The sequence below is a fragment of the Nitrosomonas oligotropha genome (genome assembly GCF_900106555.1).
In the GTDB taxonomy this organism is placed as follows: domain Bacteria; phylum Pseudomonadota; class Gammaproteobacteria; order Burkholderiales; family Nitrosomonadaceae; genus Nitrosomonas; species Nitrosomonas oligotropha_A.
This window is the reverse complement of sequence record NZ_FNOE01000059.1, coordinates 1-4,466: the sequence shown is the minus strand read 5'-3', so window position 1 is coordinate 4,466 and position 4,466 is coordinate 1. Positions and strand designations below refer to the sequence as shown.

The window sequence follows — 4,466 nt, the reverse complement described above, 5'->3', positions numbered from 1 at the left end:
CCCTTGACAGTGGTGAGGTGACTAAGTAGTCTAGAGGAGGCTACCTGCCTGTGTTTTGGGAAGCTGTATGGGCAGAGGGGACCGGATGGATTGAGGAAGTAAAAGCTCTGGGTACTGGATGTATGAGAGGTATCCATAGCGGTAGAGAATAAGAAGAAGAGCAAAGTAAAGAAGAGGCAAGGAAGAAACTTATGGAAAACCAAAGGAGAGAGAGATGAAAGGCAAGCTATGGCCGAGGATAGTAGCGGTACTGTTAGGAGGGTTGCTGATAGGAGCGGCTCAAGCTGACATACCGAGCGTACCGAACGAACTGTATGAAGCGTTGAAACTGGACCGCACGAAAGTAACGCCGAAGGAACTGCACGAAGCGCTCGTGAAGCGCTACAAAGATCCTGCGCAAGGAGCGGGACGCGGCACACTGGCGCAATACTGGGAACCGATTCCGTACGGAATTTACCTGGATCCGGCGACATTTTACAAATCACCAACCACGAACAAAGAAGTAGCAAGCCGCAAAGAATGCGTGGAATGCCACACCGACGAATCACCGGTATGGGTACAAGCATGGAAGAGAAGCAGCCATGCGAACCTGGACAAAGTGCGCAACCTGAAACCGGGCGAGCCTACTTTTTACAAGAAAGCCAAACTGGAAGAGGTCGAAAAGAACCTTCGCTCGATGGGCAGACTGGCTGAAGGCGAGAACCTGAAAGAAGTTGGCTGTATCGACTGTCACGTAGACATTGGCGCGAAGAAAAAAGCCGATCACACCAAAGACATCAGAATGCCGACAGCCGACGTATGCGGTACCTGTCACTTGGCAGAATTTGCGGAACGTGAATCGGAACGCGACACGATGATCTGGCCGCACGACCAATGGCCGGATGGACGCCCATCGCATGCACTGGACTACAAAGCCAACGTAGAAACCACCGTATGGGCAGCGATGCCACAACGCGAAGTAGCCGAAGGCTGCTCGATGTGTCACACCAACCAAAACAAATGTGACTCATGCCACACCCGTCACGAATTCTCAGCAGCGGAATCCCGCAGACCGGAAGCCTGCGCAACCTGTCACAGCGGCGTAGACCACAACAACTGGGAAGCGTACTCGATGTCCAAGCACGGCAAGATGGTATCGATGCTGGGCAACCAATGGAACTGGGAAGCACCGCTGAAAGACGCCTATGCAGTAGGTGGACAAAACGCACCAACCTGCGCCGGTTGCCACATGGAATACGAAGGCGAATATAGCCACAACATGGTCAGAAAAATCCGCTGGGCGAACTACCCGTTTGTTCCTGGAATTGCGGAAAACATCAAAAGCGAATGGTCGGAAAAACGTCTGGACTCATGGGTAGTCACTTGTACCCAATGCCACTCGGAACGTTTTGCCCGCTCCTACCTCGACCTGATGGACAAAGGCACCCTGGAAGGACTGGCTAAATACCAAGAAGCTAATGCAATCGTACATCAACTGTACAAAGAAGGCCTGCTGACCGGTCAAAAAACCAACCGTCCTGCACCACCTGCACCGGAAAAAGAAGGCTACGCCTACTTTGCCCAACTGTTCTGGTCGAAAGGCAACAGCCCTGCAGCCATCGAACTGAAAGTGCTGGAAATGCATGAAAACGACCTGGCCAAGATGCACGTAGGCCTGGCGCACGTTAATCCGGGCGGCTGGACCTACACCGAAGGCTGGGGTCCGATCAACCGCGCTTATGTTGAAATTCAAGACGAAAACACTCGCATCCGTGAAATGGTTGCACTGCAAGAACGTGTTAAAAATCTTGAAACCAAGAAAACCAGTCTACTCGACTTGGACGGCACAGCAGAGAAAATCTCTCTGGGCGGTTTAGGCGGTGGCATGCTGCTAGCCGGAACACTGGCACTGGCAGGCTGGCGCAAACGTAAACAAAGCGAAGCTTGATAAGCGCTAACGCAGAAGATCGCACTGCCAAGGCAGTGCGATCGTCAGACAAGCTACTCCCGTCATTAGGAATCATCCTAGTGACGGGAGGTTTGCTTTTATTGGGCTGGTTTGCGTACTTATGGTTTAAACCGGTACCGGCCCCCTATCAATATCAACTCGTTGCGGAAGGCGACAGTCAAAAGTTCAGCAAAATGGACCTATCGGGCTGGCCGGAACTAAAGCTAAGCCAATACAAAGTACAAGCGGACGGCGTAGCCAAACCCATCGCCGAATTCATCGTCGCAAGACAAAAAGATGAAGCACCGGTACTGATTTACTGGAAGAACAGCACCAACGAAATACTCTACAACTTTGACCGCAAACCATCGGAACTCAGCACCCTGGCTGCGGCGATAGGCAAGCACGCCCCGAAAGACGCCCTGATACTCTCATGGTGGGACACATCGCGGCAAATCAAGCTACTCACCGGCAACGACACACTCTTTACCAGCCACCTGAACGAACCCCTGATGATACCGGTTCCCTGGCTGGAACAAAGTGAAGCAATCCAAGCTTATGAAAAACAATTCTGGGGAAGCAAAGCCAGTCAAAAAGAACGAGAACAATTCAAACGTTTCAGCGAAGCCCTGACCGCACCGGCGGAAGAAGGCGTCAAACAACTGCGGGAACTGGTAGGCTCAGACCGGGAAACTTATGTCATCGTACACGTCACCGACCTGTACAAGGCAGGACTCATGTACCCCGACAGAATCGGCGTAGCGTTTCAGAACTTCCCGATGACCGGCAACATGCACGGCATGATCAACCAAATGAAAGTGCAACTGAAGGAAAACGACTTTGACACCTACACCCTGCAATCGGTCGCGGACGAAGAAATCAGAGTATTCTTCCTGAGTGACGAGAAGAGCAGCCAAACCCTACTGGCGAGAATGTTACCGTTTGTAGACAAAAAAGCCCCGACGGAACTGGACGTAGCGCAACTGATCTATCAACAAGGCGGCTACTGGGTATACCGGCTACCGTAAACGGAAACGCCAGCGAAATAGCCATTTACACAAAGCGGCGATAGCGTACAATACGAGCCATCAAAAACTTGAATTAAAAAAGCATAAAGGAGGAAGGATGAAACACCCAATAACCTATCTACTGGCTGTTCTGGCAACAGTCGCATTTTTTTCAGGCACAGCGATAGCGGACACCTATGAAGGACGCGCGAAATGCAGCTCCTGCCACAAATCGCAAGCCAAAGCATGGAAAGACACCGCACACGCCAAAGCGATGGAATCGCTGAAACCTGGCACACGCAAAGAAGCCAAAGTTAAAGCCAAACTGGATCCGGAAAAAGACTACACCCAAGACAAAGACTGTGTAGGCTGTCACGTAGACGGATTTGGCAAGAAAGGCGGCTACACCATAGAAACAGCCAAAAAGCCCCTGGCGGCAGTAGGCTGCGAATCATGCCACGGACCTGGCAAAAACTACCGGGGTGATCACCGCAAAGCCGGACAAGCATTTGAAAGCAAAGGCACCACCACACAACGCAAAGTGGTTGCCGACAAAGGCCAAGACTTCCACTTTGAAGAAGCCTGCGCAGCGTGCCATTTGAACTACGAAGGCTCACCTTGGAAAGGCGCAAAAGCCCCTTACACCCCATTTACCCCGGCAGTAGACCCTAAATACACCTTTAACTTTGACAAGATGGTCAAAGATGTCAAAGCGATGCACGAACATTACAAACTGGACGGCACCTTCGTAGGCGAGCCTAAATTCAAGTACCATGACGAATTCCAAGCCAGCGCAAAGGAAAAGACAGGGGACAAAAAAGATAAAGGAAAAGAGTAATGACAGGCATACAAAAAGGAGCGATAGGCACGCTGCTGACAGGCGGCTTGCTGGGTATCGTACTGGTAGCGGTCGTATTTGGCGGGGAAGCAGCACTTTCGACCGAAGAATTCTGCACCAGCTGTCACTCGATGACCTATACGCAAACGGAACTGAGACAATCGACGCACTATGGCGCGTTGGGTGTTAATCCTAGCTGTAAAGACTGTCACATACCACAAGGGTTTAAGAACTTCCACTTAGCGGTGTATAGCCACGCAGTGGATGGCGCGAGAGAATTGTATTTGGAACTGATGAATGATTACTCGACGCTGGAGAAGTTTAACGAACGCCGGTTGATCATGGCGCACGATGCGCGGATGAACCTGAAGAAATGGGACAGCATCACCTGCCGTGACTGCCATAAGAACCCGAATCCACCTGGAGCGGACGCCCAGGAAGCGCACAAGAAGATGAAGACGGAAGGTGCGACATGTATAGACTGCCATCAGAATCTGGTGCATGAAGAAGTAGCGAAGACCGACTTGAATGCGAGCTTGAAAGCTGGCAAGCTGGTTTTGGTGAAGGAAGAAGATGACGGTGGTAGTGGAGAAGACGAAGACGAGGAAGAAGACGAGGGTGAAGGAGCGGCTGGCGGTACATCTAGCAGCACAGAAGCCCAGAGTGATGATGAAGATGAGGATGAAGAGTAATT

Annotated in this window: 4 protein-coding genes; all 4 read left to right on the top strand. The window is 51.3% G+C overall.

The window, feature by feature from the left end; translation table 11 throughout:
- Nucleotides 1-214 precede the first annotated feature (214 nt).
- The 4 genes from BLU57_RS15390 to BLU57_RS15375 all read left to right on the top strand — a co-directional run bounded on the left by BLU57_RS15390 (nt 215) and on the right by BLU57_RS15375 (nt 4,464).
- A complete protein-coding gene (locus BLU57_RS15390) occupies nt 215-1,927 on the top strand; it encodes a multiheme c-type cytochrome (RefSeq protein ID WP_090322841.1) in 1,713 nt (570 codons plus the stop codon).
- A gap of 35 nt (nt 1,928-1,962) precedes the next feature.
- Complete coding sequence (haoB, locus tag BLU57_RS15385) at nt 1,963-2,955, top strand: hydroxylamine oxidation protein HaoB (protein ID WP_256206337.1); 993 nt, start codon at nt 1,963-1,965, stop codon at nt 2,953-2,955.
- Nucleotides 2,956-3,052: 97 nt separating this feature from the next.
- A complete protein-coding gene (gene cycA, locus BLU57_RS15380) occupies nt 3,053-3,772 on the top strand; it encodes a cytochrome c-550 CycA (RefSeq protein ID WP_090322835.1) in 720 nt (239 codons plus the stop codon).
- Entirely contained in the window at nt 3,772-4,464 is a 693-nt protein-coding gene (locus tag BLU57_RS15375) for a NapC/NirT family cytochrome c (RefSeq protein ID WP_090322832.1), read from the top strand. Before cycA ends, BLU57_RS15375 begins: the two co-directional genes overlap by 1 nt.
- Nucleotides 4,465-4,466 lie beyond the last annotated feature (2 nt).

Coding starts and splice junctions, on each gene's coding strand:
- BLU57_RS15390 (WP_090322841.1), top strand. CDS start 215: ATGAAAGGCAAGCTATGGCCGAGGATAGTAGCGGTACTGTTAGGAGGG.
- cycA (WP_090322835.1), top strand. CDS start 3,053: ATGAAACACCCAATAACCTATCTACTGGCTGTTCTGGCAACAGTCGCA.
- BLU57_RS15375 (WP_090322832.1), top strand. CDS start 3,772: ATGACAGGCATACAAAAAGGAGCGATAGGCACGCTGCTGACAGGCGGC.